The sequence below is a fragment of the Klebsiella sp. K5-204 genome, assembly GCF_030128585.1.
In the GTDB taxonomy this organism is placed as follows: Bacteria; Pseudomonadota; Gammaproteobacteria; order Enterobacterales; family Enterobacteriaceae; genus Klebsiella; species Klebsiella quasipneumoniae.
In genome coordinates this window covers 154,096-180,406 of record NZ_JAKUZS010000004.1, presented here as the reverse complement: position 1 = coordinate 180,406, position 26,311 = coordinate 154,096, and the positions used below count along the sequence as shown (strand labels likewise).

Sequence of the window (26,311 nt, the reverse complement as noted above, 5' to 3'; positions counted from 1 at the left end):
TTACCGGGCTTTTTCGTTACACGCCGTAGGCTTCGCGATAAGCGCGAACTGCCGCCAGGTGTTCCGCCATCTCCGGTTTCTCTTCCAGGTAAGCGATCAGCTCTTTCAGGGTGACGATCGAGATAACCTGGCAGCCGTAATCCCGCTCCACTTCCTGAATGGCGGAGATTTCGCCGCGGCCGCGCTCCTGACGATCCAGGGAGATCAGCACACCCGCCAGCTGCGCGCCGTTGGCCTGGATGATCTCCATGGATTCGCGAATCGCCGTACCGGCGGTGATCACATCATCCACCAGCATGACCCGGCCCTGCAGTGGACTACCGACCAGATTGCCGCCTTCGCCGTGAGTCTTTGCCTCTTTACGGTTAAAGCAGTAAGGCAGGTCGCGGTCATGGTGTTCGGCTAACGCCACCGCGGTGGTGGTGGCAATCGGGATCCCTTTGTAGGCCGGGCCAAACAGCAGGTCGAACTCAATCCCGGAATCCACCAGCGCCTCGGCATAAAAACGGCCCAGCAGAGCCAGATCGCGCCCGGTGTTAAACAGGCCGGCGTTAAAGAAATAGGGGCTCTTACGCCCGGATTTCAGCGTGAACTCGCCAAACTTAAGAACCTGCTTGCTAAGCGCAAACTCAATAAACTGGCGCTGATACGGCTTCATGGATTCGCTCCTCATCTTACTTTTTTACGGTCAAAAAAAAGGCGACTTCTCAGTCGCCTTAAAAACTAATCTGCTAACGCCGCCTTCTGCGTCGTAATAATGGATTCGATCCCCCCTCGGGCTAACGCCAGGAGAGTGAGGAGCTCTTCATGGGTGAACGGCTCGCCTTCTGCCGTACCCTGCACCTCGATGATGCGACCATCTTCGGTCATCACCACGTTCATATCGGTTTCCGCGGCAGAGTCTTCGATGTACTCCAGATCGCAGATGGCTTCGCCATTAACGATCCCAACAGAGACCGCCGCCACCATCCCTTTCATCGGGTTAGTTTTCAGCTTGCCGGCCGCCACCAGCTTATTCAGCGCATCGGCCAGCGCCACGCAGGCACCGGTAATAGACGCGGTGCGGGTGCCGCCGTCGGCCTGCAGCACATCGCAGTCGAGGGTGATGGTAAACTCGCCCAGCGCTTTCAGATCAACCGCCGCGCGCAGCGCACGGGCGATCAGGCGCTGAATTTCCATCGTCCGGCCGCCCTGTTTGCCTTTTGCCGCTTCACGCGCGTTACGCGTGTGCGTTGAACGCGGCAGCATGCCATATTCAGCGGTGATCCACCCCTGTCCCTGTCCTTTCAGGAAACGCGGTACGCCTTCGTCAATGGAGGCGGTGCACAGCACTTTGGTATCACCGAATTCAACCAGCACAGAGCCTTCAGCGTGTTTTGTGTAATTACGGGTCAGGGTAACGGGGCGCACCTGGTTGGCGCTACGACCTGCTGGACGCATGATAGAAATCTCCGGCTTGAAACGAATGTAAGGCCGCATTATACGAATTTCATGGCGAAAAGCCTATGCCAACACCTGCCGGGCGCGCACATAATGTCAGTCCAGCGTTTTCCGATAAGATTTCAACCCTACGCCGATCACTATCACCGCCAGGCCAATCAGCGGCAACAGATCGGGTAATAATGCCGTCGCAGAATACCCTTTCAGCATAATGCCCTTTACCAACCGGATGAAGTAGGTCAGCGGCAAACAGGAGCCAATGGCTTTCGCCCAGTCGGGCATACTAATAAAAGGACTGATAAAGCCAGACAGCATAATGGAAGGGATAAAATAAAATGACGACATTTGCAGCGCCTGCAGTTGGTTTTGCGCTATGCCAGAAATACCAATGCCGATTGACAGGCAGAGGAAGACATAAATTAACAACACCAAAAAAAGCAGGAAAACGCTGCCATGAAGAGGAATATCAAATAACAGAACGGCGGCAATCAGAATTAACGTCGCCTGAAACAGGCCAATGATAACAAAAGGTGTTATCTTACCAACAATGACCTCAAGCCCCGTCAAAGGAGAAACCAGTAAATTTTCTAACGCACCGTTTTCTCTCTCACGAGTAATCGACAGAGCGGTCATCAGGATCAAGGTTGTACTGAGTATCGACCCCATAATACCGGGAATCGTATTAAACTGGGTGATCCCCTCCGGGTTAAACATGCGATGGATAATAAGCTCAAAATCATCCTCTTTTTGCTCTACACGCATTTCACCCGGCAAGTCTTGCTGAAACATCGATTTCGCAACCTGCACCAGAGCACTTAACGCATTTCCCGTGGTCATCGGATCGATAGCATCCCCCTGAATGAGCAGCTGAGGTTTTTCTCCACGCAGCATCTTGCGCGTAAACCCCTCGGGGATCGTTACGATAAAAGTGACATCACCTCGAACAAATGCTTTCTGAGCTGCCTCTTCAGAATCGACTGGTATCATCGAAAAATATCCGGTATTTTGCGCTCCTGTCACAAAAACCTGACTCATGCGTTCGCTATCGTAATTCAGTAATGCGGTAGGAAGATGATGCGGGTCCATATTTATCGCATAGCCAAGAATGATCAGCTGAAAAATAGGGGTAAGGAGTACCATGCTGATACTGACTTTATCACGACGTAATTCGTGGATCTCCTTAATAACCACACCGAACCAGCGGATTAGAGAGAAGTTTAAATTAATTTTTTTCACAATTGTTTTTCATCAAATAGGTAAATGCGTCTTCCAGATTGGTATCGACCTGGCAGAACTCATAACCCTGTTGTTTAAAAGCAAATAGCGCGGATGCTAACTTCGCTTCATCTCTGGAAGTAACATAAAGCTGATTGCCAAAAATGACCGTTTGTTCAATATCCGGCAAGCGCTGGAGCTGGCTTTCAAGCACCGTCAGCCCAGCGCCGCTGGTTCTCACGGTAATAAGATTCTGCGAAGCGATAATCGATGCAATAGTGCCATTCGCCAGTAGCCGACCATAAGAGAGGTAAGCAACTTTATGGCAGCGCTCTGCCTCGTCCATATAATGCGTACTCACCAGTATTGAGATCCCTTTGTCAGAGAGCTGATGCAGCATTTGCCAGAACTCCCGTCGCGCTTTTGGATCCACGCCAGCGGTCGGTTCATCCAGAAACAGCAAAACAGGTTCATGCAACATGCAGGCGGCGAGGGCCATTCTTTGCTTCCAGCCGCCAGAAAGTTCCTTAGCCAGCTGGTGCTGCCGGGAAGTAAGACCTAATTCTGTAAGCGCATCCTCAACCCGGGCCTTACGCTGGTCAAGGCCATATAATCGTGCAATAAAATATAAGTTTTCCCGAATAGTTAAATTTCCCCACATCGAGAAATACTGAGTCATGTAGCCTATCTTTTGTTTTATTTTTTCCCGCTGAGTGAAGATGTCCATACCCAGACAAAAACCTTCACCTGAATCGGGCGTAATCAAACCGCACATCATCCGTATCGATGTCGTTTTTCCGCTACCGTTCGGACCAAGAAAACCATAAATCTCGCCTTTTGCCACCTGTAATGAGAAATCCTTTACGACATGATGTTCGCCAAAATGTTTATTGAGATTTTTCACATCAATACAAAGATTATTCATTGCCAATAATCTCCACATCAAACGGCTGACCGATTTTCATCCGTTCAGCCTGCTCCAGGACAGGGATCGCCTCGGCCATAAAAATAAGTTTTTCACGGCGTTTCGTACTGTAAATAACCGGGGGCGTAAACTCTGCTTCAGGACTGATATAATTAATAACGCCAGGAATAGGTTCTGCACAACCGTCGCATAAAAGTCTTACCTTCGTCCCGATATAAAATTTACCGAGCATCGCCTCGGGTATAAAGAAGCGTACTTTTATATTCTCAGGTGGTAACAGACTGATTATTGGTCTGCCGGCTGAAGGACGCTCCCCGACACGATATATAATATCAAAAACTTTGGCATTTATTGGAGATACAATCGTCGTTTGCTGAACATCCCGAAGCGCTTTATCACGTTCGAGTTTTGCCGCGGCCACCATCGAGAGCTGTTGGCTAATCTCATCCTGACGGGCCGGTAGTTGCCGTGCCTTGAGTTGATTAATTAACTCTTCAACCTGTGCGCCTTTTTGCGTTAACTCATCCCTGATATCCTCCCATTCCGCCCGCGATATGGCATGGTTGGCATAAAGATGACGATATCGCCCAAGCTGCCGCTTTACCTGTGATTCTGCCGATTGGGCTTTTTTTAGCTGTGACCGTATAATATCCAGCTCTTCTGGCCGCTCTCCCGATTTCAGATTTCGTAACACTGCGCTCTCAGCTGAAAGTTTTTCTTCAGCACGCAGGAAAATATTTTGTGCATCGAAGGAGTCAATCTTCACTAACTCCTGTCCTGGAATGACATTATCGCCCTTATTAATGAAGATTCGTTCTATTTTTTCATTACCAGAATAAGAAAGGTATACAAATTCACCATGTGAATAACCGGATAGCATGTTATCCGGTTTGTTATCACATCCCGAGAGTACTAGCATCGAAATCATGACAAAGCATTTAGTTACTGACTTTTGCATTAAAACGTATCCATACGCATATCATTTCCCTTATTACTGACGGCTGGATTAAAGCATCATTACTCCAGTACCCGCTAGTCATCGTCAACTCAGTCTTTTAAATAATGTTTAACGTATACTTCATTCAATTTATCAATAGCGCTCAGATTTAACCCAGCTATCGAGTTAAAAGCCTCATCTTTAGTAAATGAAATAATCGACGACCCACCTGGAGAGAACCATTTAGCAGTCTGTTTAAAAGGCCAGGGCAGCTTATAACCTTTTTCTCTCAGAAGATGATTTAACATACTCCAGTCTTCGCTAAAATCGTTTCCGCTAAAAGGACTATCGCTTTGTGTAGTTTCTACCGTGAACAGGGCTATTGGTGTACAAAAATCAGTCGTGGTGGGAAAGTACATATTATAAAAACTCACAATCAGTTTCTGTACCTCTTCAGGAAAAGATCCTGGGATAGTCAACACACCTAATAAATATTTATAGTTGGGGTATCTTTTTATAAAATCGAATATACCTTGCCATAAATAATCAAGAACATTACCTTTTTGATAAGGTTTCTGGATAAAGCCACGACCTATTTCTACACACTGCTCTAAGCACAAATAGGCGCTATCATGATATTTAAATAAGCTATTACTATAGAGGCCAGCTATTCCATGGCGGGCGAGTTGCTCGCCAACAGGAACGAGACGGTACGCCCCCAGAATTTCTGTTTCAGCAGGATCCCACAATAAAATGTGATAATAACTTTCATCAAAAATATCATTATCTCTATCTTTACCGGACCCTGAACCAATATCGCGATAACAGCGTTCGCGTAAGCGTCCTAACTCATCAATAATTGGTGAGAAACGGCCAGTATTGCAGCGATAAATCAATAATTTTCTTCCATCATCAAACTGTCTTAATATTTCGCACTCATCTATCGCACTTATTAAATCCTCTCTATCTTCTTTTAGTCCTTGTGGCGAAATCGTATCGACAAGAGCTGCTCCATTCTTCCCTATGCTCTGGAGGTGCATCAAACATACATTAGCTGCTGCAGAAAGATCTTCATTGTATTTTTGCAATGAAGATAAGGTTATTTGCTGTCCGATATTGATTCCCATGGTCTTTCCACGATGGCGGAGAGCTTCACGAATAACCATTATATTTGACAGTTGCCGCCAGATCGTTGCAGTAAGATAATAAACGTTACTGTTTTTACCCGTAATATGAATAGGCACCAGCGCCGCATTATTTCTCATCGCCAGCTGTAAAAAACCGGGGTTCCACTTATGCTCCTGTAAACCTGAAAGAGACCAGTTAGCCAGTTTACCCGCTGGACATATAATTAATACGCCTCCCTCTCGCAGATGATTGTTCATCTCTCTAAATTTTTTATGGCTCATCTTACCGGCCATATTTTCAATACCAATGGTCAGTTCTGCCACCTGTGGAAATATAATTGGCAAAATGTGGTTGGCAATTATTTTTATATCTTTCCTCACCCGGGAGACCGTATGTATTAAAGCAAGACCATCGATGACAGTTGGATGATTTGAAATAACAACCGCTGCCCCATTTTCGGGTATGTTATTAAATTGATGTTGTTCGGTTGCACATTGCAATTCAAGGAGATCGACGACCGAATTAACCCATTCGACTCCACTTTGATTAACTAACCGATCGTTATATATTATGCGAGTAAATTTCTTATTGCCGAAAGCGGACCTGAAAAGCCATTTTTTCCAAAAGGGTATATTTGTATTTGGGAAAAATTCTCTAATGACTTTATCAAAGATAGTGTCCATATTAAAATCCTTTTTATAGAACTCATCTAAAATGACTATACTCGCGATCTTGCTGCCGGACAATACTACATAAAGTTAAATCATTGCCATTACAAAACAAATAAATATAATTAAATTGATTATATTCATGAAGAGAATGCACCCAACAGAGATATTAATACTTTTGTCATATTGAATTCAGAAAAAGCATACATAATAGTTAAAGGTAATACCCCATAACATTTTTGGCGGTTATACTTTGTAAAAAATACCACGATATAGCTTTAAGACGATACAAAAACATGTGGATGATCATACTCACATTCAATAATAAAAATAGGCCTACGGTTTTTCACTCTTTTTTATTCTGCCTGAAAGCAGGGAGAGATAGCTTTACTGCGAATAGACAGAATTCATTTGATAAAAATTAACAGCATAATGATGCTTAAGCCGCGAAAGAATCAAAGCTTATTTCCTATCTGCTATAAAAGGATACATTTCACTAAGCAAAGTAATCGCATTAAATACACCGAAGCTATGTCCCTTAAAAAATCAGTCTTGAAGTATTTCATCACTATTCCTGTTAAGTCACCGCCGGCATAGCTATAATCCTTGCATTCATTATTACGAAAACAGGAACGTCTATGATCCGCAGTATGACCGCCTATGCCCGCCGTGAAATCAAGGGTGACTGGGGTAGCGCCGCATGGGAGCTGCGCTCGGTAAACCAGCGCTATCTGGAAACGTACTTCCGCCTGCCGGAGCAGTTCCGTAGCCTGGAGCCCGTGGTACGCGAGCGCATTCGCGCCCGCCTGACTCGCGGTAAAGTCGAATGCACCCTGCGTTTTGAACAAGACCCCAGCGCTCAGGGCGAACTGATTCTCAACGAAAAGCTGGCTAAACAGCTGGTTAACGCCGCCAACTGGGTAAAAATGCAGAGTGATGAAGGGGAAATCAATCCGGTTGATATCCTGCGCTGGCCGGGCGTGATGGCCGCCAAAGAACAGGATCTTGACGCCATCGCCGCCGATATTCTGGCAGCCCTTGACGGCGCGCTGGATGACTTCATCGTCGCTCGCGAAACGGAAGGCCAGGCGCTGAAAGCGCTTATCGAGCAGCGTCTTGAAGGCGTGAGCGGCGAAGTGGCGAAAGTTCGCGCCCATATGCCGGAAATTCTCCAGTGGCAGCGCGAGCGTCTGGTCGCCAAGCTGGAAGATGCTGAAGTGCAGCTGGAGAATAACCGTCTCGAGCAAGAGCTGGTGCTGATGGCGCAGCGTATCGACGTTGCCGAAGAGCTGGACCGCCTCGAAGCCCACGTAAAAGAGACCTACAACATTCTGAAAAAGAAAGAGGCTGTGGGTCGCCGTCTCGACTTTATGATGCAGGAGTTCAACCGTGAGTCGAACACCCTGGCGTCAAAATCGATCAATGCCGAGGTCACCAACTCTGCGATTGAGCTGAAAGTGCTGATCGAGCAAATGCGCGAGCAGATCCAGAATATCGAGTAATCTCAGATACCTTTCTGAAGGCCGGTTTACCGGCCTTTTTTCATTCATTTCAAAAGCACTATTTTTTTATCCAGTACCCGGCAGGTCAAAAACGCCCCTGCCGCGCACAGCAGCGTCGGGGCCAGATAGCTGTGATCCATGTGGGTGAACTCCATCACCAGCACCACCGCCGTCAGCGGCATCTGCATGGAGGCGGCGAGAAAAGCGGCTGCCCCCACCAGGGCGAAACTGCTTTCATCTCCGCCAGGGAACCCTGATTGCCAGAGCGCGCAGAGCAGCAGGCTGGCCAGCCCGCCCACCGCCAGCCCCGGGGTTAACAACCCGCCTTCCGCGCCGCCGCGCAACACCGCCAGGATCACCACCAGCTTCAGCCCTAACAGGATCGCGACCATGGAGTGAGGCAGCCCGTCGCTGAGCGCCAGCTGCATCGGCCCCTTGCCATTGCCCGGTAGCGCAGGGAACCAGAGGCTAAGGACGGCCAGAAGCGAAAACGCCAGCAGACAGAACACCGGCATCTGCCAGTTACTTCGCACGCGTGAACGCGCTGCGCTGGTCGCTTTGCGAAAGAGCCAGGCGCCGGCGCCAAGAATCGGGCCCGCCAGAATCGCCCACCAGAGAAAGGTGTGCGGAAGCGCGCTGGAAACAAAATGGTATTGCGATTCATCCCCTAACCCGAGGGTGGCCGTCCAGGCGGCAATCGCCGAGGTCATTATCGCCGCCAGCGTTTTTTCCCAGCTAAACGACAGCAGCATGACCTCGAGGGTGAACAACGCCCCTGCCAGCGGGACGTTATACACCGCCGCCAGGCCCGCGCCCGCCCCACAGGCAATCAGCGTACGGGTTTCATCCTCCAGCAGGCGCAGCTTACGCGCCACCATCCCCGCTCCCAGCGCGCCCATTTCCCGAGGAGCCACTTCGCGGCCAAGCGGGGACCCCAGCGCTACGGTGACGATCTGCAGCAGAGCGTGGATCGTCGTGGTGCCCGCGGGCATGGGGACGGAAGGGTTAGCCACCGCCGCGGCAATGGAAACCCGCTTCTGCCCATAGCGACCAAGCAGCCACCAGCCAAATCCGGCGACGATGCCGCCGGCCACGATTGCCGCGATGCGACGTGGCCAGGGCGACGCCGTGACGCCCTGTAAAAATGACACCGAACCAACGATATGCGCTGGACTGTAGCCAAAAGCCAGGTGCTGAATGGCATGTAAAATCAGCGCCAGCGCCATACCGGACAGACCGGCCAGAATCCCGGTTAATACCACAGCCATCAGGCGAGTCAGATAATGTTTGTTCCCGGCGGCGACACGCATTTTCTCATCTCCTCGAGAAAGAAAATAAAAGGATAAAGGTCGGGACTTAAACATTAGGTATTCATAGCGTTTTCAATATAGATAACCGATCGGGAATAAGACATTACTTTTTCTAATCTGTAAAAATTCAAAAAATAATACTTAACCACCAAATAAAGCCAATTTAAGCCATGTTGTCATTACTTTTTCCTGGCCTAACGACTTCACTTTAGAAAATATCAATCGTGATCCTGCGCACAAATCGTTAACCTGCCGGCCACTGTCTGGGGGGATCTATGCTGCTTCATGTTCTGTATTTAATCGGTATCACCGCGGAAGCCATGACCGGAGCGCTGGCTGCCGGTCGTCGGCGGATGGACACGTTTGGCGTCATTATTATCGCCACCGCGACCGCGCTGGGCGGGGGTTCTGTTCGCGATATCCTGCTGGGACACTATCCTCTCGGCTGGGTGAAGCATCCGGAATACGTCATCATTGTCGCCGTCGCCGCCGTCCTTACCACAATTGCCGCCCCGGTAATGCCGCACCTTCGCCGGCTTTTCCTGGTGCTGGATGCGCTGGGGCTGATCGTGTTTTCCATCATCGGCGCGCAGATCGCCCTGGATATGGGCGAAGGCCCGGTTATCGCCTCTATTGCTGCGGTCATCACCGGCGTTTTCGGCGGCGTACTGCGCGATATGTTCTGCAAGCGCATTCCGCTGGTCTTCCAGAAAGAGCTGTATGCCGGGATCTCGTTTGCCGCAGCGGTACTCTATATAGCGCTGCAACACTACGTCAGCAGCCACGATGTGGTGGTTCTGGCCACGCTGCTGTTCGGCTTTACCGCCCGCATGCTGGCGCTGCGCTGGAAGCTCGGGCTACCGGTCTTCCACTACACCCACGACGCCCACTAACCGCCTTAAAACCCGGGGATGCGCTGCCTCCTAAGCCATTGCGCCAGCGCCGCCACGTCAGGGTCATGCAGGAAAGCCACTAACTGTCGGGCTCTGATCGCCCCCACGCCCGGCAGCGTGCGCCATTGCGCTTCACTCTTTGCCGTGAGGAGGCGCCAGTTTTCACTGCCAGGCTGCGCCAGCGCCCCCTGGGGCACCGGGATCCCCATCGCCAACACCCAGCGTATAAAAGGCCGTTTACGAATAAGATCAAACTGATGCCAGAGGTGCTGCCCGCGGGCAGCCGAGATCCCCGGCATCGCCTGCAGCTGCTCCGGCGTGAGCGCCAGCCAGGAAAAAAGATGCTCCATCGGGTGCTGCTGCTGAATAACGCGCCATACGCTTTCCCCTACGCCATCGATATCCAGCGCCGACTTTGATGACAACCAGACCAGCCGGGAAAGAAACTGTTCGCTGCACTCGGGGGTGGCGAAATAGCAGGTTAGCGCATTGAATTTCGCCGCCGGCGGCGTCGGTTTATGGCGCTCGACCGTCCGCCAGACAACAGCGTCGATCCTTGGAATACCCTGGCCTGCCAGACTGATCTGCAGCTGATCGCCAACCCCGATATCCAGCGCCTGCCAGCGGCTCACAGAGCCAACGTTAACCCGCTGCACGCGTTTGTCATCCAGCCGCTGGGGCTCAAGCTCAGCCACTACGTTGAGTCTGCCGCTGCGGCCAGTACTGAAATGGATCGCCCGCACCTCCATCACCCGCGATGCCGGAGGATATTTCCAGGCTGCCAGCCACTCGCCCCTTCCCGGTGACCAGACGCGCCCCGACGGTTCGCGTCCTTCACGCACAATCACGCCATCGCTGACGAAGGGGAGCGGCGAGCGATACCAGCGCTGGCGCCACTCCGCCACCTGCTCAACGCGCGTTACCGAATGGGTGTATTGTCCGCTGTAGCCAAACCCCGCCTGCGCCAGCAGCTGCTGTCGACGGCGCATATCCGAGGGACCGTCTGGCCAGGCCCAGATAAAAACGTCCAGCTGGCTCAGCGGCGCCGCCGCCGCGTCAGCCCGCATCATCAACCCGGCGACTTTCGCCCGCGCGTTCATTCCGCCAGCCTGCTCCTGAATATGCCCCTCCCGACGCAGAAATAGCTCCCCCTGCAGCACGCTGTTGGCCAGTTCGCCGGTCGTCAGCTTCGCCAGCGCCGGGATCTGCCGCGCTCGGGCGGTCCACAACTCACCGCGCAGGCCATCCCCGCGGCTAATAGCCTGAACCAGATGCCCCTGGCGATAGACCAGGGTGACCGCCACGCCGTCCACTTTAGGCTGTACCCACAGGTCGGCTTTATTTTTCATCCAGCGGGCCACGCTGGCCCCATCCGCCAGCTTGCGCACGCCAGTATGGGCGACTGGATGACGCGTATCGCCAGTCGGCGGAGGCAGATCGTCATCCTCAGGCGTCGCGCCCGGAAAGCATTGCCGCCACTGCGCCAGGCGCAAGGCGAGCTGGTCGTAAACGTCATCGCTCACCTCGCTGGCGCCCTGTCGCCAGTAAGCCTCGTTCCAGGCGTCAATCTGCTGATGTAGACGTGCGATCTCCTGTCTGCCTTTGGCCGGCGGCCAGTCCGGACACGTCGCCAGCGCGCTGGCGGAGAACATCCCTATCGCCAGCCACCCTCCTCCTTTACGCATTGCTGTCCCCTCCTTCATCACCTGGCGGAGAGTCTGCGGCAGAATGCCGGAAACCGCGACGGGCGCTTTTTCACCCTGCGAAGCGCCTTCCAGGATTTACACCTCGTTGCAGCAACGGCTGGCGAATTCAGGAAAACGGCAGGCAAAATGAAAGAAACAGCGGCAAAAAGTGTGACAAGGACTGCGTCACGCCGCGGCGACGTGTATAATAGGCTCGTATGTAGGACCTCTTTCGATAACCACATACAAAAGACACTCATGGCTCAAGGCACGCTTTATATTGTTTCCGCCCCTAGCGGCGCGGGTAAATCCAGCCTGATTCAGGCTTTATTAAAAACCCAACCGTTGTATGACACCCAGGTATCGGTTTCCCATACCACGCGGGCGCCGCGTCCGGGTGAAGTGCACGGCGAACATTATTTCTTCGTGAATCACGACGAATTCCGCTCGATGATTGGCGAAAACGCGTTTCTGGAACATGCAGAGGTCTTTGGCAACTATTACGGCACGTCGCGTAAAGCGATCGAGCAGGTGCTGGCGACCGGCGTTGATGTCTTCCTCGATATCGACTGGCAGGGCGCGCAGCAGATCCGTAAAAGCATGCCTGGCGCACGCAGCATTTTTATTCTGCCGCCGTCAAAAGATGAACTGGACCGTCGCCTGCGCGGCCGCGGCCAGGACAGCGAAGAGGTGATCGCGAAGCGAATGGCTCAGGCCGTTGCGGAAATGAGCCATTACGCCGAATATGATTACCTGATTGTGAACGATGATTTTGACACCGCCCTGAGCGACCTGAAAAATATCATCCGCGCTGAACGTCTGCGCATGAGCCGCCAAAAGCAGCGACATGGCGCTTTAATCACCAAACTATTGGCAGACTGAACCCACATTCAGTATCATGCCCAGTCATTTCTTCACCTGTGGAGCATTTTAAGTATGGCACGCGTAACTGTTCAGGACGCTGTAGAGAAAATTGGTAACCGTTTTGACCTGGTACTGGTCGCCGCGCGTCGCGCTCGTCAGATGCAGGTAGGCGGAAAGGATCCGCTGGTACCGGAAGAAAACGATAAAACCACCGTAATCGCACTGCGCGAAATCGAAGAAGGTCTGATCAACAACCAGATCCTCGACGTACGTGAGCGCCAGGAACAGCAAGAGCAGGAAGCCGCTGAATTACAAGCCGTTACCGCGATTGCTGAAGGTCGTCGTTAATCACACAGCGGGTCGCCCTTGTATCTGTTTGAAAGCCTGAATCAGCTGATTCAAAACTACCTGCCGGAAGACCAGATCAAACGTCTGCGGCAGGCGTATCTCGTTGCACGTGACGCTCACGAGGGTCAGACACGTTCAAGCGGTGAACCTTATATCACGCACCCGGTCGCGGTAGCCTGTATTCTGGCCGAGATGAAGCTCGACTACGAAACGCTGATGGCCGCGCTGCTGCATGATGTGATTGAAGATACTCCCGCCACCTACCAGGACATGGAACAGCTTTTTGGTAAAAGCGTCGCCGAACTGGTAGAGGGGGTATCGAAACTTGATAAGCTCAAGTTCCGCGATAAAAAAGAGGCACAGGCCGAAAACTTTCGCAAAATGATCATGGCGATGGTGCAGGACATCCGCGTCATCCTCATCAAGCTTGCCGACCGCACCCACAACATGCGTACCCTGGGCTCGCTACGCCCGGATAAACGCCGCCGCATCGCCCGCGAAACGCTGGAAATCTACAGCCCGCTGGCGCACCGTTTAGGTATCCATCACATCAAAACCGAGCTCGAAGAGCTGGGCTTTGAGGCGCTGTACCCGAACCGCTACCGCGTCATTAAAGAGGTGGTCAAAGCGGCGCGCGGCAACCGTAAAGAGATGATCCAAAAGATTCTCTCGGAAATCGAAGGGCGTTTGCAGGAAGCGGGGATCCCCTGCCGCGTCAGCGGTCGCGAAAAGCATCTGTACTCGATCTACTGCAAAATGGTGCTTAAAGAGCAGCGTTTTCACTCGATCATGGATATCTACGCCTTCCGCGTTATCGTCCATGATGCCGATGTCTGCTACCGCGTGCTTGGCCAGATGCACAGCCTCTATAAACCGCGTCCAGGTCGTTTCAAAGATTACATCGCTATTCCGAAAGCGAACGGCTATCAGTCTTTGCACACCTCGATGATCGGCCCCCACGGCGTCCCGGTCGAGGTACAAATTCGTACCGAAGACATGGACCAGATGGCGGAGATGGGGGTCGCGGCGCACTGGGCTTATAAAGAGCACGGCGGCGAAAGCAGCACCACCGCGCAAATCCGCGCCCAGCGCTGGATGCAAAGCCTGCTGGAGCTGCAGCAGAGCGCCGGCAGCTCGTTTGAATTTATCGAGAGCGTTAAATCCGATCTGTTCCCCGATGAGATTTACGTTTTCACCCCGGAAGGGCGCATTGTCGAACTGCCCGCTGGCGCCACGCCGGTGGACTTCGCCTATGCGGTGCATACCGATATCGGCCATGCCTGCGTCGGCGCGCGCGTCGACCGCCAGCCCTATCCGCTGTCGCAGCCGCTCTCCAGCGGTCAGACTGTCGAAATTATTACCGCGCCGGGCGCACGTCCGAATGCCGCCTGGCTGAACTTTGTCGTCAGCTCGAAGGCGCGCGCCAAAATCCGTCAGCTGCTGAAAAACCTCAAGCGCGATGACTCGGTCAGCCTTGGCCGTCGCCTGCTCAACCACGCGCTGGGCGGTAGCCGCAAACTCGCCGAGATCCCGCCGGAGAATATCCAGCGCGAGCTCGACCGGATGAAGCTGGCCTCGCTTGACGATCTGCTGGCGGAGATCGGTCTGGGCAACGCCATGAGCGTGGTGGTGGCAAAAAACCTGCAGCAGGGCGAAGCCGCTGCGGCGCCGGTGCCGGCCAATGCCTCAAACCACGGCCATCTGCCGATCAAAGGCGCCGATGGCGTGCTGATCACTTTCGCCAAGTGCTGTCGCCCGATCCCCGGTGACCCGATTATCGCCCACGTCAGTCCCGGCAAAGGGCTGGTTATCCATCATGAATCCTGTCGTAACATCCGCGGCTACCAGAAAGAGCCGGAGAAATTTATGGCGGTTGAGTGGGATAAAGAGACCGCTCAGGAGTTCATTACGGAGATCAAGGTGGATATGTTTAACCACCAGGGCGCACTGGCTAACCTGACGGCGGCGATCAACACCGCCTCTTCCAATATCCAGAGCCTGAATACGGAAGAGAAAGATGGCCGCGTATACAGCGCCTTTATCCGCCTGACCGCCCGCGACCGCGTGCATCTGGCGAATATCATGCGCAAAATACGCGTCATGCCGGACGTGATTAAAGTCACCCGTAACCGAAATTAGCTTTTAGACAAAACATTCGAATTGCATCAAGGCGGCAAGCGAATGACAAATCTGCCGGGAGCAGATTTGAACGCTGCCTGCAGCGCCCCCGTCAGGGGCGAGGCCCAGGGATGGGCCGCGTGATCCGCAGCGGCTAAAGAGGTAATTCGAAGGATTAAGAGTAATGAATTCACAGCGTTATGCGCGTATCTGCGAGATGCTCGCCAGGCGTCAGCCTGACCTGACGGTCTGCATGGAGCAGGTCCATAAGCCCCATAACGTCTCTGCGGTCATCCGGACCGCAGACGCCGTTGGCGTACACGAGGTGCACGCGGTCTGGCCGAGCAGCCGGATGCGCACCATGGCCTCCGCCGCCGCGGGCAGCAACAGCTGGGTGCAGGTGAAAACCCACCGTACCATCGCAGATGCCGTCGGCCACCTCAAAGGCCAGGGTATGCAAATCCTCGCCACCCATCTTTCCGACAAAGCCATCGATTTCCGTGAAATCGACTATACGCGCCCAACCTGCATCCTGATGGGTCAGGAGAAAACCGGCATCACTCAGGAAGCGCTGGCCCTGGCGGATCAGGACATTATTATCCCGATGATCGGCATGGTGCAGTCGCTGAACGTCTCCGTCGCCTCGGCGCTGATCCTGTATGAAGCCCAGCGGCAGCGACAGAATGCCGGGATGTACCAACGCGCCAACAGCATGCTGCCGCCGGAAGAGCAACAGCGCCTGCTGTTTGAAGGCGGCTATCCGGTGCTGGCCCGCGTCGCGAGACAAAAAGGGCTGCCTTACCCCCACGTTAACGAGCAGGGCGAAGTGGAAGCCGATGCCGCGTGGTGGGCCACCATGCAGGCTGCGAGGTAAACCCGATGTCAGGCCGCCTGTTAGATGCCGTTCCGCTCAGTTCACTCACCGGCGTCGGGGCTGCGCAGAGCAGCAAGCTGGCGAAGATCGGCCTGCATACGGTACAGGATCTGCTGCTGCACCTGCCTTTGCGCTACGAAGATCGCACCCATCTTTATCCGATAGCCGATCTGCTTCCAGGCGTTTATGCCACCGTGGAAGGCGAAGTGCTCAACAGCAATATCACCTTCGGCGGCCGCCGAATGATGACCTGCCAGATCAGCGACGGCACCGGCATCCTCACCATGCGCTTTTTCAACTTCAACGCGGCGATGAAAAACAGCCTCGCGACCGGTCGACGCGTGCTGGCCTACGGTGAAGCCAAACGCGGGAAGTACGGCGCCGAAATGATCCACCCGGAATATCGCGTCCAGGGCGATATGAGCACCCCGGAGCTGCAGGAGACCCTAACGCCGGTCTATCCGACTACCGAGGGCATTAAGCAGGCGACCCTGCGCAAGCTCACCGATCAGGCGCTCGAGCTGCTGGAGACCTGCGCTATCGGCGAACTCCTGCCGCCGGAGCTGGCGCAGGGGATGATGAGCCTGCCGGAGGCGCTGCGCACCCTGCATCGTCCGCCGCCATCGTTATTGCTTAGCGAGCTGGAAAGCGGCAAGCACCCGGCGCAGCAGCGCCTGATTCTGGAAGAGCTGCTAGCGCACAACCTCAGCATGCTGGCGCTGCGGGCAGGCGCCCAGCGCTATCACGCCCTGCCGCTCGGCGCCAACGATACCCTGAAAAATCAGCTGCTGGCCTCCCTGCCCTTTAAGCCCACCGGCGCGCAGGCGCGGGTCACCGCCGAGATCGAGCGCGATATGGCGCTGGACGTGCCAATGATGCGCCTGGTGCAGGGCGACGTCGGCTCCGGTAAAACGCTGGTCGCCGCCCTGGCCGCGTTGCGCGCTATCGCCCACGGCAAACAGGTGGCGCTGATGGCGCCCACCGAACTGCTCGCCGAGCAGCACGCCAATAACTTCCGCAGCTGGTTTGCACCGCTGGGCATTGAAGTCGGCTGGCTGGCGGGCAAACAGAAAGGCAAAGCCCGCCAGGCGCAGCAGGACGCGATCGCCAGCGGCGAGGTGCAGATGATTGTCGGCACCCACGCCATCTTCCAGGAACAGGTGCAGTTTAATGGCCTGGCGCTGGTGATTATCGACGAACAGCACCGCTTCGGCGTACACCAGCGGCTGGCGCTGTGGGAGAAAGGTCAGCAGCAGGGTTTCCATCCGCATCAGCTGATCATGACCGCCACGCCGATCCCGCGCACCCTGGCGATGACCGCCTACGCCGACCTCGATACCTCGGTTATCGACGAGCTGCCGCCGGGCCGAACCCCGGTGACCACCGTCGCCATCCCGGACACCCGGCGCAGCGATATTATCGACCGCGTGCGCAACGCCTGCACCCACGAAGGCCGCCAGGCCTATTGGGTCTGTACCCTCATCGAAGAGTCCGATCTGCTGGAGGCCCAGGCGGCGGAAGCCACCTGGGAGGAGCTCAAGCTGGCGCTGCCGGAGCTGAATATCGGTCTGGTGCACGGGCGGATGAAACCGGCGGAAAAGCAGGCGGTGATGCAGGCTTTCAAGCAGGGCGAAATGCACTTGCTGGTAGCCACGACGGTCATTGAAGTCGGTGTCGACGTGCCGAACTCGAGCCTGATGATTATCGAAAACCCGGAACGTCTGGGTCTGGCGCAGCTGCACCAGCTCAGAGGGCGCGTCGGGCGCGGCGCGGTCGCTTCCCACTGCGTGCTACTCTATAAATCGCCGCTCTCTAAAACGGCGCAGAAGCGTCTGCAGGTGCTACGCGACAGCAACGACGGTTTCGTCATCGCCCAGAAAGACCTTGAAATTCGCGGTCCCGGCGAGCTGCTCGGCACCCGCCAGACCGGCAACGCCGAGTTTAAAGTGGCGGATTTACTGCGCGATCAGGCGATGATCCCCGACGTTCAGCGCATTGCGCGCCACATTCATGAACGCTATCCGCTGCAGGCCCAGGCGCTGATCGAGCGCTGGATGCCGGAAACCGAACGCTATTCCAACGCGTAGCGGGCTTTTGCCGCGCTGCGGGCAATTTTTCTACACAATGAGTGGATTATGAAACGAGAACTGGCCATCGAATTTTCGCGTGTCACCGAAGCCGCCGCGCTGGCGGGCTATAAATGGCTGGGCCGCGGCGATAAAAACTCCGCCGACGGCGCCGCGGTGAACGCCATGCGCATTATGCTTAACCTCGTCAATATCGACGGCACCATCGTCATTGGCGAGGGCGAAATCGATGAAGCGCCGATGCTCTATATCGGCGAAAAAGTGGGCACTGGCAAGGGCGATGCGGTGGATATCGCCGTCGATCCCATCGAAGGCACCCGGATGACGGCGATGGGCCAGGCTAACGCCCTGGCGGTGATGGCGGTCGGCGATAAAGGCTGCTTCCTCAACGCGCCGGATATGTATATGGAAAAGCTGATTGTCGGCCCGGGCGCTAAAGGCGCTATCGACCTCAGTCTGCCGCTGGAAGAGAACCTGCGCAATATCGCCCGCGCACTGAACAAGCCGCTGGGCGAGCTGACCGTCACCGTGCTGGCGAAACCGCGCCACGACGCGGTGATTGCTCAGCTGCAGCAGCTGGGCGTGCGCGTGTTCGCCATTCCCGATGGCGACGTCGCGGCCTCCATTCTCACCTGCATGCCGGATAGCGAAGTCGACGTGCTGTACGGCATCGGCGGCGCGCCGGAAGGGGTGGTTTCCGCCGCGGTGATCCGCGCGCTCGACGGCGATATGCAGGGCCGCCTGCTGGCTCGTCACCACGTGAAGGGCGACAGCGAAGAGAATCGTCGCATCGGTGAAAACGAGCTGGCGCGCTGCAAAACCATGGGCATCGAAGCGGGTAAAGTGCTGCGCCTTGATGAAATGGCGCGCAGCGATAACGTCGTCTTCTCCGCCACCGGCATCACCAAAGGCGATCTGCTGGACGGCATCACCCGTAAGGGCAATATGGCCACCACCGAGACGCTGCTGATCCGCGGCAAGTCGCGCACCATCCGTCGGATCCAGTCGATTCATTACCTCGACCGTAAAGATCCGGACGTCCAGCAGCACATCCTGTAATACCGCTTTCTCTCCTCCAGGCAACCGTCCGCGGGCGGTTGTCCTGTTCTTCGTTTATATTTGATCAATAGAGCTTTCTTGCGCCTGCGGGGTGGAAATCTTGCCCGTCTGGGCCGAAGATAAAGCATCGCTTGGCAACAGGAGAAGACGATGGCGGACTGGGTTAGCGGCAAAGTGACAAAAGTGGAGTACTGGACGGACGCCTTGTTCAGTTTATACGTGCGGGCGCCGGTTCAGCCGTTTACCGCCGGGCAATTTACCAAGCTCGGGCTGGAAATCGACGGCGAACGCGTGCAGCGCGCCTACTCCTACGTCAACGCTCCCGGCAATCCCGATCTCGAGTTCTATCTGGTCACCGTCCCGGAAGGCAAACTGAGCCCGCGTCTGGCGGCGCTGAAGCCGGGCGATGAGGTCCAGGTGGTGAGCGAAGCGGCTGGCTTCTTCGTCCTCGAGGAAGTACCGAATTGCGATACCCTGTGGATGCTGGCGACCGGCACCGCGCTTGGGCCTTACCTGTCGATTCTCCAGGAAGGCAAAGATCTTGAGCGCTTTAACCATCTGGTGCTGGTCCATGCCGTGCGCTACGCCGCGGACCTGAGCTATCTGCCGCTGATGCGCGAGCTTGAGCAGCGCTACGCCGGCAAATTACGCATCCAGACGGTGGTCAGTCGCGAAACCGTGGCAGGCTCGCTGACCGGCCGGGTGCCGTTCCTGATTGAAACCGGGGCGCTGGAGGAGGCGGTCGGCCTGCCGATGACCAACGACACCAGCCATGTGATGCTGTGCGGCAACCCGCAGATGGTGCGCGATACCCAACAGCTGTTAAAAGAGACCCGGCAGATGACCAAACATCTGCGTCGCCGGCCGGGCCACATGACGGCGGAGCATTACTGGTAATCAGGCGTCCGCTTTCCAGCGCACGTCCTGGGTCTCCTTGCCGAACTTATTCTCGCCCTGGGTGCCGACAAACGCCCCCAGGTCGATCAGCATCATGACGATAATCAGCGTCGGCACAAAGCGCCCGACGCCCCACTGCCAGACCTGCGGCAGCATCGCCCAGTTCCCCGCCAGCAGCATCCACGCCAAAATCATCAGCAGCGCCCACAGTCCGGATTTGCCGCGATCGTGCAGTCGCTTCACCACCACCGCCGCCGTCGGCCACAGCAGGCAGACGATAATAAACGCCGCCGTCTGCAGATTAAGCAGATTGCTCCCTGCGAGGGTGAACAGAGCGCTCATGGTCACCAACCAGATGGCAATCCAGATCCAGAAATCGCGGCGGCCAATGCGCCCTTTAATTGAGAATAACCACTGCTGTAGGGTCATGCGTTTTTCCTTATCATCATCGTCTGCGTAGTTTACCCTGGCGTCGTGACTTTTTGACAAGCGCCGCGCTTCCCGATTTAATCGTCAGCAGGCAAAAAAAGGAACGACGGGCATGAAGAAGTGGACAATCTTGTGTTTCAGTGGGCTGATGGGCCTTGCCGTCGGCCCGCACGCGTTGTCCGCAGAAAGCGAATCGACGACCGCTGCCCCCTACCTGCTCGCCGGCGCGCCGAGCTTTGACCTGTCGATCAGCCAGTTCCGGGAAAAATTTAACGCCGATAACCCGAAGCTGCCTCTGAATGAATTCCGTTCCATATCAACCAGCCGCGATCGGGCTAACCTGACCCGCGCCGCCAGCAAGATAAACGAAAATCTCTATGCCTCCACCGCGCTGGAGCGCGGCACGCTGAAGATCAAATCCATGCAGATCACCTGGCTACCGATCCAGGGGCCGGAGCAAAAAGCGGCGAAGGCCAAAGCGCTGGAGTATATGAGCGCCATGATCCGCGCCTTCGTGCCCACCCTTAGCCCGGCGCAGAGCCAGCAAAAACTGCAGAAACTCCTGACCGCCGGCAAAGGCAAACGCTACTTCGCCGACACCGAGGGCGCCGTGCGCTATGTGGTGGCAGATCATGGCGAAAAGGGTCTGACCTTCGCTATTGAACCGATTAAGCTGGCGCTATCTGAAACGCTGGAAGGTAACAATAAATGACAAAAAGCAAAGCCTTTCCAGTGACGAGTCTCTATACTGTTTCACAGACCATGCTGCCCTCTGGGGCGGCTATATTCCTTAATTCGCTTAAGTAGCGTGGAGAATTAAAATGCGACATCCTTTAGTGATGGGTAACTGGAAACTGAACGGCAGCCGCCACATGGTAAACGAACTGGTTGCGAACCTGCGTACCGAGCTGGCTGGCGTAAGCGGCTGTGCAGTTGCCATCGCCCCGCCGGAAATGTATCTGGACCTGGCTAAGCGTGCGGCAGAAGGCAGCCACATCCACCTGGGCGCGCAGAACGTTGACGTGAACCTGTCCGGCGCTTTCACCGGTGAAACCTCCGCCGAAATGCTGAAAGATATCGGCGCGCAGTACATCATCATCGGCCACTCCGAGCGTCGTACCTACCACAAAGAATCCGACGAGCTGATCGCGAAGAAATTCGCCGTGCTGAAAGAGCAGGGTCTGACTCCGGTACTGTGCATCGGTGAAACCGAAGCGGAAAACGAAGCGGGCAAAACGGAAGAAGTTTGCGCGCGTCAGATCGACGCGGTACTGAAAACGCAGGGCGCTGCCGCTTTCGAAGGCGTGGTTATCGCTTACGAACCCGTATGGGCTATCGGTACCGGCAAATCCGCGACCCCGGCTCAGGCTCAGGCGGTGCACAAATTCATCCGTGACCACATTGCTAAAGCTGACGCCAAAATCGCTGAGCAAGTGATCATCCAGTACGGCGGTTCCGTTAACGCTGGCAACGCAGCAGAGCTGTTCACCCAGCCGGACATCGACGGCGCGCTGGTTGGCGGCGCTTCCCTGAAAGCAGACGCTTTCGCGGTGATCGTGAAAGCTGCAGAAGCGGCGAAAAAAGCCTAATCCGCTTTTCCCGGCGGCGACACGCGACCTGGATGACTGATAACTCTCTGAAGCCCGGCTTCGCACAGCGCAAGCCGGGCTTTTTTTGCCGCTACAGTTTCCCCAACAGCTGATACCAGGCGTAGTCCAGCGGCAGCAAAATCAAATAGCTCACCGCCGCCAGCGCCAGACACAGCAGCATCCCCGCCCTCGCCGGGACCTTGCCTAACCCCATCGCGACCACGATCGGCGACGCTTGATACGGCAGCAGCGGCGTGGAATAGCCCAGCACCTGAATCATAATTACGCTCAGCAACGGGAAGCCGGTGGCGTCGGCAAAGCTCTGGGCAAAGGTGGTGTAGAGCGCCGGCACGCCGTTGGCGGTCATAATAAAGTTCAGCGCGCTGGTTATCCCGGTCAGAGCGAGAAAGCTGGTGAAAGGATTGTCTTTATCCAGGGGCATCACTTCCAGCAGCGCATTGCCCACCACGCCGCCAATCCCGGTTTGGGTGACGGTGATCGCCAGCCCCAGAATCCCGGCGACGTAGATGCAGGTGCGCATATTCACGCCGCTGGCAAACTCCTCGCCGCTGATAAAGCCCACCCGCGGCAGCAGCGTTACCACCGCCGCCGCCAGGCCGGTCCACGCCGGGCCGACGCCGTGCCAGCTCTCGGTCACCCACAGCGTGAGGACCACCGCCAGCAGCCACGCCAGACGCTTCTCGTCGCGGCTCATCGCCGGCAGCGGCGCCAGGTCGCGCGGCGGATGCGGCTTACCAGGAAACAGCCAGCAGATTAGCGCCACCAGCGCCGCCCCTTTCAGCCAGCCAAGCACCGGCGTATGCAGCAGTAAATAGGGGACATAATTCAAGTGGATACCGTACGAGCCTTCCGCCGCGCCGCTCATCACCAGATTCGGCACGTTGGCGGGCAGAATGGTCGCCGACAGCTGAAAGGTGCCGAATCCCACCGCCAGCGCCAGGCCGAACCAGCCGCGGCTACCGTCGGCAATGCCCGCCCGGCGGGCCATCGCCGCCACGATCGGCATCAGCAGCGCGATGCGCCCCATGTTGGAAGGCATCACGAACGCCAGGGCGTAGCTGAGGAGTACCACGCTGGCGACCATCCGCGGCCAGGAGTCGGTTAGCCGCGCCGACAACGCCTGCGCCGCCCGGTCCGCCAGCCCGGTTTTACGGATCGCGATGCCGAGCACAAAGCCGCTGAACACCAGCCAGAAGGCCGAGGAGGCAAAGCCGCCAAAGATCACCTCCGGCGGGGCGATTTTCGCCATCATCGCCGCAGCGAAAAACAGCAGCGCGGTGATAAACTCCGGCAGCAGCGACGTCGCCCAGAGCACAATGGTGACGCCGACAATCAGTGAAGGGAGGAACAGCGGGTGGGTAAGCCAGAGCGACATGCCTGTCTCCTGTCGTTTTTTTCAGCAAGAATACGACGACAGGTAAGACAGGTAAACGCCAGAACTAGTGGTTTGCGTTAAGGATGGCGCAGCGATGATCCTGAATCTCTTCCGCCGAGGCCCGGTTCAGAGACAGCAGGTTACGCTCCGTCGCCAGCAGCACCAGCGAGCCGTCGCTCTGCTGGGCCATCGCCAGCGCGAAGCGTCCCATATGCTGACGCGCCTCCGGCACCTCTTCCGCCAGCATCAGGAATGGGCTGCGCTGGGCCAGCTCCGCCTCCGTCACCCGGCGCGCCAGGTATTCATGGCCCTCAAGCCCACCCGGTAGCGGCAGCCAGCGGCTGCTGATCGCCGCCGCATCCTTATCTAACTGCGCGCGCACATCGGGGCGCAGGCAAGAGATATGAATATGGAAATGGTTTTGCGTGCGTCCGCTGCGCGAGTTGATTGCCAGCGATACCGCGTTATCCGGGACCGGCGCGCCGTGGCGCTGGCTCATGATTTCACGCCCCTGCCAGGCCTGCCAGAAGAAGTTGGGCGTCAGCGGATCCAACAGCAGCGGGCTTTCGGTGCCGTTAATGCGGTAGGTCGGCATCAGCAAATACTGCAGCGGGCCGTTACGGTCTTTAAACAGCACATAGCCGCCCTTGAGGTTCACTTCGGCGCACGGCGACGGGTTTTGCTGCTGTTGCTGATGGGGAACGCACTGCTGCAGAACAATCTTGCGCAACGCGTCCGGGTTGCCAGAGTGCAGCCAGTAGTAGCCGCCGGCCAGCGCCGCGAGGATCGCCACCAGCAGCGCCAGCAAAAAGTATCTTACTCTTCTCATTTTCATTCCCTGTTAAGCCTGAAGCGGAAGAGTAACGTAATTTGATGACTAAATGAAAACAGATGACGGGCGGGGCGCTTTTCCGGATGGCGGCTGACGCCGTACCCGGGCTACGTACGGCGCAAAACTGTAGCCCTGCTAAGCGTAGCGCAAGCAGGGATTCCCGGGTAGCGGCTGACGCCTTACCCGGGCTACGCACGGCGCAGAACTGTAGCCCTGCTAAGCGTAGCGCAAGCAGGGATTCCCGGGTGGCGGCTGACGCCTTACCCGGGCTACGCACCGCACAAAAATGTAGCCCTGCTAAGCGTAGCGCAAGCAGGGATTCCCGGGTGGCGGCTGGCGCCTTACCCGGGCTACGTACGGCGCAAAACTGTAGCCCTGCTAAGCGTAGCGCAAGCAGGGACAAGAGGTTTAACGCTGGCTAATCTGGTCGAAGGTGCCGCCGTTGGAGAAGTGCGCTTTCTGCGCTTTCGTCCAGCCGCCGAACTCCTGATCGATGGTGAACAGCTTCAGTTTCGGGAATTCATTAGCATATTTTTTCGCCACGTTCGGATCGCGCGGACGGTAGAAGTTCTTCGCCGCAATCTCCTGGCCTTCCGGCGAGTAGAGATACTTCAGGTACGCTTCCGCCACCTGGCGGGTGCCTTTCTTATCCACGACTTTATCGACCACCGAAACGGTCGGCTCAGCCAGAATCGACTCACTCGGAGTCACGATTTCAAACTTGTCTTTGCCCAGTTCGTTGGTCGCCAGCAGCGCTTCGTTTTCCCAGGCGATCAGCACATCGCCGATCCCGCGTTCTACGAAGGTATTGGTCGAACCGCGCGCGCCGGAGTCCAGCACTTCCACGTTTTTATACAGCGCCTTGACGAACTCCTGGGCTTTCGCCTGGTCGCCATGGTTCTGATGCAGGGCATAGCCCCAGGCCGCCAGGTAGTTCCAGCGAGCGCCGCCGGAGCTTTTCGGGTTCGGGGTAATGACCGACACGCCCGGTTTGATCAGGTCGTTCCAGTCATGGATCTGTTTCGGGTTGCCCTTACGGACGAGGAACACGATGGTGGAAGTATAGGGCGCGGAGTTATCCGGCAGGCGCTTCAGCCAGTTTTTATCGATACGGCCGCGCTCGGCGATCGCGTCGACGTCGTAGGCCAGCGCCAGCGTAACCACATCCGCTTCAATACCGTTAATCACCGAGGTCGCCTGCTTGCCGGAGCCGCCGTGCGACTGGCGGATCACCACGTTGTCGCCGGTCTCCTGCTTCCAGTGCGCGCTGAACGCTTTGTTGTACTGTTCGTACAGCTCGCGCGTTGGATCATAAGATACGTTTAATAGCTGAATGTCTTTTGCCAGAACGCTGGCGGATGCCAGCAACAGAGTTAACCCTACGCCCCACTTATTCATCGCACCGCTCTCTTTATGTCGTGTTGTGATGGGCTAAGCGTGCCAGAAAGCGATTCAATGATTAAAGAATAAAAAAAGATTGGCTATAACTTGCGAGTATAAAGGAAGGGATAAGGATCACCCCCTCCCTGGCGGGAGAGGGCGCGAAGCGATTAGACTTCTTCCATGCGGCCCAGCAGCGCCTGCAGACGCTCCTGCCAGCCCTGCTGCTGCTCTTTCAGCTGGCTGTTTTCGCGCTCCAGCTCTTCACGACCATGCTGCGCGCTCTGAACTTCCTGCGCCAGGGTGTTGTTCTTTTCTTTCAGCTCTTCGATTTCCATCTGCAACAGAGTGATGGTATCAATCGCCTGCTGAACCTTAGATTCTAATTTCTCAAACACTTCTAATGACATCGTCATACCTCTCCTGAACTTGCAAGGCGTTGATAGAAACTGGTGTTTCGTATACGCGGTCCCGCCTTAACGAAAATTAGCGCACATAGCGGTGTTATCGTCGATTGTATGAATCCCCGCCTCCCCTGTCCAGCGGCAAGCCGCGCAGATTGCGGTTTGCAACACTTTTCAGTCTTTACCTGGTACTTTCAGCGCAGTTAGCTCGTACTTCATGAGCCATTGTTAATTTTATGGTTAACAAAATGCGAGGTGAAACGCTCCGGCAGCGCGCTCAATGCGCGCAAATGGCGCGAAAACGCTCATTTTCTTGACGTGGTACACACAT

24 protein-coding genes are annotated in these 26,311 nt (G+C 55.7%); 11 read left to right on the top strand and 13 right to left on the bottom strand.

The genetic code is table 11. The annotated features are described in order from the left end of the window. Positions 1-16 precede the first annotated feature (16 nt). The 6 genes from pyrE to MKR05_RS12385 all read right to left on the bottom strand — a co-directional run bounded on the left by pyrE (position 17) and on the right by MKR05_RS12385 (position 6,328). Complete coding sequence (pyrE, locus tag MKR05_RS12410; RefSeq protein ID WP_004205073.1) at positions 17-658, bottom strand: orotate phosphoribosyltransferase; 642 nt, start codon at positions 656-658, stop codon at positions 17-19. A 65-nt stretch (positions 659-723) separates the two neighbouring features. Then, the gene (rph, locus tag MKR05_RS12405; RefSeq protein ID WP_023319338.1) at positions 724-1,440 is read right to left on the bottom strand and encodes a ribonuclease PH; all 717 of its coding nucleotides are present in this window, start codon (positions 1,438-1,440) and stop codon (positions 724-726) included. 96 nt (positions 1,441-1,536) lie between these two features. Then, positions 1,537-2,676, bottom strand: coding sequence for an ABC transporter permease (locus tag MKR05_RS12400; protein ID WP_023291369.1), 1,140 nt, complete (start codon positions 2,674-2,676; stop codon positions 1,537-1,539). Next, entirely contained in the window at positions 2,663-3,580 is a 918-nt protein-coding gene (locus MKR05_RS12395) for an ABC transporter ATP-binding protein (RefSeq protein WP_023291370.1), read from the bottom strand. Before MKR05_RS12395 ends, MKR05_RS12400 begins: the two co-directional genes overlap by 14 nt. Further along, complete coding sequence (locus tag MKR05_RS12390; protein ID WP_044525051.1) at positions 3,573-4,538, bottom strand: HlyD family secretion protein; 966 nt, start codon at positions 4,536-4,538, stop codon at positions 3,573-3,575. Before MKR05_RS12390 ends, MKR05_RS12395 begins: the two co-directional genes overlap by 8 nt. Before the next feature lie 89 nt (positions 4,539-4,627). Continuing rightward, positions 4,628-6,328: a lysophospholipid acyltransferase family protein gene (locus MKR05_RS12385; protein WP_044525052.1), complete on the bottom strand. Its 1,701-nt coding sequence runs from the start codon at positions 6,326-6,328 to the stop codon at positions 4,628-4,630. 623 nt (positions 6,329-6,951) lie between these two features. On the opposite strand from MKR05_RS12385, the gene MKR05_RS12380 reads away from it, so the two are divergent. Next, entirely contained in the window at positions 6,952-7,815 is an 864-nt protein-coding gene (locus MKR05_RS12380; protein WP_002922636.1) for a YicC/YloC family endoribonuclease, read from the top strand. Between the two features lie 44 nt (positions 7,816-7,859). On the opposite strand, the gene MKR05_RS12375 is transcribed toward MKR05_RS12380, so the two are convergent. Beyond that, complete coding sequence (locus tag MKR05_RS12375; RefSeq protein ID WP_050533487.1) at positions 7,860-9,125, bottom strand: chloride channel protein; 1,266 nt, start codon at positions 9,123-9,125, stop codon at positions 7,860-7,862. Between the two features lie 275 nt (positions 9,126-9,400). Here MKR05_RS12375 and MKR05_RS12370 point away from each other — a divergent pair, with 275 nt between their 5' ends. Then, positions 9,401-10,018 carry a trimeric intracellular cation channel family protein gene (locus MKR05_RS12370; RefSeq protein WP_002922654.1) on the top strand — a complete coding sequence of 206 codons (618 nt, stop codon included), beginning with the start codon at positions 9,401-9,403 and terminating at the stop codon, positions 10,016-10,018. A 5-nt stretch (positions 10,019-10,023) separates the two neighbouring features. Here MKR05_RS12370 and ligB read toward each other — a convergent pair whose 3' ends face one another. Continuing rightward, positions 10,024-11,703 carry an NAD-dependent DNA ligase LigB gene (ligB, locus tag MKR05_RS12365; protein WP_072413808.1) on the bottom strand — a complete coding sequence of 560 codons (1,680 nt, stop codon included), beginning with the start codon at positions 11,701-11,703 and terminating at the stop codon, positions 10,024-10,026. A 258-nt stretch (positions 11,704-11,961) separates the two neighbouring features. Here ligB and gmk point away from each other — a divergent pair, with 258 nt between their 5' ends. From gmk to fpr, 7 genes are all read left to right on the top strand, one after another. Then, positions 11,962-12,585, top strand: a complete 624-nt coding sequence (gene gmk, locus MKR05_RS12360) for a guanylate kinase (RefSeq protein WP_002922664.1) — start codon at positions 11,962-11,964, stop codon at positions 12,583-12,585. A gap of 54 nt (positions 12,586-12,639) precedes the next feature. Next, entirely contained in the window at positions 12,640-12,915 is a 276-nt protein-coding gene (rpoZ, locus tag MKR05_RS12355) for a DNA-directed RNA polymerase subunit omega (protein ID WP_000135058.1), read from the top strand. Positions 12,916-12,933: 18 nt separating this feature from the next. Further along, positions 12,934-15,054 carry a bifunctional GTP diphosphokinase/guanosine-3',5'-bis pyrophosphate 3'-pyrophosphohydrolase gene (spoT, locus tag MKR05_RS12350; protein ID WP_004205080.1) on the top strand — a complete coding sequence of 707 codons (2,121 nt, stop codon included), beginning with the start codon at positions 12,934-12,936 and terminating at the stop codon, positions 15,052-15,054. Between the two features lie 163 nt (positions 15,055-15,217). After that, positions 15,218-15,907, top strand: coding sequence for a tRNA (guanosine(18)-2'-O)-methyltransferase TrmH (trmH, locus tag MKR05_RS12345; RefSeq protein ID WP_017900060.1), 690 nt, complete (start codon positions 15,218-15,220; stop codon positions 15,905-15,907). Positions 15,908-15,912: 5 nt separating this feature from the next. After that, positions 15,913-17,994 carry an ATP-dependent DNA helicase RecG gene (recG, locus tag MKR05_RS12340; protein ID WP_023291375.1) on the top strand — a complete coding sequence of 694 codons (2,082 nt, stop codon included), beginning with the start codon at positions 15,913-15,915 and terminating at the stop codon, positions 17,992-17,994. A 48-nt stretch (positions 17,995-18,042) separates the two neighbouring features. Continuing rightward, positions 18,043-19,053, top strand: coding sequence for a class II fructose-bisphosphatase (gene glpX, locus MKR05_RS12335; protein WP_023291376.1), 1,011 nt, complete (start codon positions 18,043-18,045; stop codon positions 19,051-19,053). A 150-nt stretch (positions 19,054-19,203) separates the two neighbouring features. Beyond that, complete coding sequence (gene fpr, locus MKR05_RS12330; RefSeq protein WP_023291377.1) at positions 19,204-19,950, top strand: ferredoxin--NADP(+) reductase; 747 nt, start codon at positions 19,204-19,206, stop codon at positions 19,948-19,950. Here the strand turns inward: fpr and MKR05_RS12325 are convergent, their stop codons facing one another. Further along, positions 19,951-20,379: a DUF805 domain-containing protein gene (locus MKR05_RS12325; RefSeq protein WP_004173894.1), complete on the bottom strand. Its 429-nt coding sequence runs from the start codon at positions 20,377-20,379 to the stop codon at positions 19,951-19,953. Positions 20,380-20,491: 112 nt separating this feature from the next. On the opposite strand from MKR05_RS12325, the gene MKR05_RS12320 reads away from it, so the two are divergent. Further along, entirely contained in the window at positions 20,492-21,091 is a 600-nt protein-coding gene (locus tag MKR05_RS12320) for a YiiQ family protein (RefSeq protein ID WP_023291378.1), read from the top strand. 109 nt (positions 21,092-21,200) lie between these two features. Then, positions 21,201-21,968 (top strand): triose-phosphate isomerase, encoded by a 768-nt coding sequence (gene tpiA, locus MKR05_RS12315; protein WP_002922909.1) that lies wholly within the window; start codon positions 21,201-21,203, stop codon positions 21,966-21,968. Between the two features lie 91 nt (positions 21,969-22,059). On the opposite strand, the gene MKR05_RS12310 is transcribed toward tpiA, so the two are convergent. The 4 genes from MKR05_RS12310 to zapB form a co-directional block, all read right to left on the bottom strand. Then, positions 22,060-23,364, bottom strand: coding sequence for an SLC13 family permease (locus MKR05_RS12310; protein WP_023291379.1), 1,305 nt, complete (start codon positions 23,362-23,364; stop codon positions 22,060-22,062). Between the two features lie 64 nt (positions 23,365-23,428). Further along, positions 23,429-24,199 (bottom strand): CDP-diacylglycerol diphosphatase, encoded by a 771-nt coding sequence (locus tag MKR05_RS12305; RefSeq protein WP_072199002.1) that lies wholly within the window; start codon positions 24,197-24,199, stop codon positions 23,429-23,431. Positions 24,200-24,604: 405 nt separating this feature from the next. After that, complete coding sequence (locus MKR05_RS12300) at positions 24,605-25,594, bottom strand: sulfate ABC transporter substrate-binding protein (protein WP_023291381.1); 990 nt, start codon at positions 25,592-25,594, stop codon at positions 24,605-24,607. 152 nt (positions 25,595-25,746) lie between these two features. Beyond that, positions 25,747-25,992: a septal ring assembly protein ZapB gene (gene zapB / locus MKR05_RS12295; RefSeq protein WP_086075620.1), complete on the bottom strand. Its 246-nt coding sequence runs from the start codon at positions 25,990-25,992 to the stop codon at positions 25,747-25,749. Positions 25,993-26,311: the final 319 nt, after the last annotated feature.